At 39.3% G+C, this 2,560-nt stretch carries 2 protein-coding genes and 1 pseudogene; all 3 read right to left on the bottom strand.

The window, feature by feature from the left end:
* Positions 1–652 precede the first annotated feature (652 nt).
* Positions 653–865, bottom strand: a complete 213-nt coding sequence (gene nqrM, locus AABI99_RS18005; protein WP_338367492.1) for a (Na+)-NQR maturation NqrM — start codon at positions 863–865, stop codon at positions 653–655.
* A 162-nt stretch (positions 866–1,027) separates the two neighbouring features.
* Positions 1,028–2,059, bottom strand: a complete 1,032-nt coding sequence (locus AABI99_RS18000; protein ID WP_338367491.1) for an FAD:protein FMN transferase — start codon at positions 2,057–2,059, stop codon at positions 1,028–1,030.
* Between the two features lie 97 nt (positions 2,060–2,156).
* A pseudogene (locus tag AABI99_RS17995) lies at positions 2,157–2,560 on the bottom strand (NADH:ubiquinone reductase (Na(+)-transporting) subunit F); the annotation flags it as partial.

Genomic DNA, 2,560 nt, shown 5'->3' with positions numbered 1-2,560 from the left:
CCGAACTTGAGTTGCCTTTCACACTGACAACATCTTCACACACAATATAAAGATTCTGCTTGTTAGCTGCGCTAACTAATTTAGCCTAAGCCATAAATATGTGGGTTGAGAGAAAATAAACAGCTCTTGTTTGGTCACCACCAAAGTCGAGCTGCTTTACACTGACAACATCTTTACACACACATTTATAAAGATTCTTTTAGCAAGGCACTCTTGCCTTTAACTTGTCACTTGAGCTTTGCTCTGTGTCTATGGTTAAACTTTAGAGTGTTAGCTCCAATTTGACAAACGAGAAAAATAAACCTAATAGGTGAAAAAAACTAAACTATAGACCTTGGTCTAATACATTAAGCTTGCGTTTATTTGAAAACAGAAGCTGAGCAGTAATACCAATGCGCATGATTAAGTGATCTATTTTGACGATGGATAAACGTGTTGATAGCAAGGCAAAAAATTCGCTATTTAGTTATTCTCGGCAATTGCTCCTGCATTACTCTACCTTCTATGTCCATACAGTCGTAAGTAAAAACTTTTTAACGCAGATAGCGACACGTTTAGCCCCTGAAATGATTAAGCATTAATGCGGATTGGTATAAAAATACAGGCACAAAAAAAAAGCGCCATTAGGCGCTTTCTGATACTAAGCTTCAGCTTAAATAATTTGGTTTTCTTTCCAGGCTTGCTCTTTGGCCATGCGCTGTTTACGCTTATCACATGGGTCGTCACAATCACACGCTTTATCAATACCTACCGAACCTAATCCACCACAACTACTTGCCATAGATTTTCTTTGTACGATCATACCAACAGCCATAGCTATCACGATTAGAATTAATAACCCAAAAGTAAGAAGAAAAAGTGACATTGCTTAGCCCCTATTGTTCAGCAATAAATTATGCCCAAACATTGTTGAGCGAGTGCTAAATTATACACTCAAAACTAGTTTAGATGCGAGAAAAGTCTATTTTAAAAAATCGGTTGTTGTATGCGTTTAGCATCAATAATAACCTAGCAAAACGCCATTCTATTAAAGATATGGCTTAAATGCAGTGCTCGCGTACGTCACAATGCCTTTGTCCGACTTAGCCATTAAGTACACAGGTAAATTGTGTTTTTCTGCGTATGCCTTTGCATCAGCCATTCCCATAACCGTTAATGCCGTTGCTAAGCCATCTGCAGTCATAGCGCTTGGATGCAATACGGTTACCGACACTAAATCATGCTTTATTGGCATGCCTGTTTCAGGATCTATCAAGTGGGTATAAGTCTCACCATCCATTTCATAAAATATACGGTAGTCTCCTGACGTAGCAATTGCATTCGTAGCAGGTGTTAATACACGGTGTACCTTGCGCTCGCCTGGTGGCGCATCTGGTTGCTCTATTGCGATTTTCCAGTCTTGCTTATTTGGTTTTTCGCCACCTATGCGCAGCTCTCCACCTATTTCGACCATATAGTTACTTATGTTTTGGCTTTCAAGTAATTGCGCTACTTTATCAATGCCATACCCTTTTGCTGTCGCCGAAAACGATAGCTCTAAGCCATCAACCTTTTTAGCCAAGCCTTGTTCTGTAAGAGTAAGTTTATCTACACCGATTTTTTCAATCATTGCAGCAAGTGCTTCATCACCTGGGCGCTTAGTTGGTTTTTTATCAGGCCCAAAGCCCCATAAATCAATTAACGGGCCCATGGTTACATCTAGGGTTTTAGTAGACTTGCCTAAGCGAATCGACTCACTCACCACAGCTCTAAAGTCTTCACTAATTGGCATAACCTGATTGGCGGGTAGTTTATTAAATGTGTTAATTTCAGAGTCTGCAATATACGTAGACATAGACTGGTTAACTGCTTTTAGTTCATCATCTATTTGCTGCTGTAACTTAGTGGCATCAATGTTTTCATCGTCGGCAAAATATTTAATATGGTAGGTTGTACCCATTGTTTTGCCTTTTAAAAAGACCTCCTGAGGTGTTTTATCAGCACCACAGCCAGAGATAAATAGCATTATAATTAATAAAAATATGCTGATAGCGCCTTGAGAACTGCTTACTCTGTTCATTAATTTAGCCTATGTAAAATAAAATAAAAAAACCTCGTTACACATAGTGCAACGAGGTTTGTATTTTAACCAAAACTAAACCGTTTTGATATGGGTGTTAGCCACCGAAATCATCAAGTAAGATATTTTCGTCTTCTACACCTAGGTCTTTAAGCATGCCAATAACAGCCGCGTTCATCATTGGAGGACCACACATGTAGAACTCACAATCTTCTGGCGCTTCATGATCTTTCAAGTAGTTTTCATAAAGTACGTTATGGATAAAGCCTGTGTAACCTTCCCAGTTATCTTCTGGTTGTGGATCAGACAAGGCTGTATGCCATACGAAATTTTCGTTATCTGCAGCTAAGCCATCGAAATCTTCAACATAGAACATTTCTCGCTTAGAACGTGCACCATACCAGAAGCTAATCTTACGCTTAGAGTTTAAGCGCTTAAGCTGGTCAAAGATGTGTGAACGCATTGGTGCCATACCTGCACCACCACCTACAAATACCATTT

This window comes from uncultured Pseudoalteromonas sp. (assembly GCF_963922945.1).
GTDB lineage: Bacteria > Pseudomonadota > Gammaproteobacteria > Enterobacterales > Alteromonadaceae > Pseudoalteromonas.
This window is presented reverse-complemented; position numbering and strand designations above follow the sequence as displayed.

What these genes read in the sequence shown, in the direction of transcription:
- nqrM (WP_338367492.1), bottom strand. Translation starts at nt 865, where the DNA reads ATGTCACTTTTTCTTCTTACTTTTGGGTTATTAATTCTAATCGTGATA.
- AABI99_RS18000 (WP_338367491.1), bottom strand. Translation starts at nt 2,059, where the DNA reads ATGAACAGAGTAAGCAGTTCTCAAGGCGCTATCAGCATATTTTTATTA.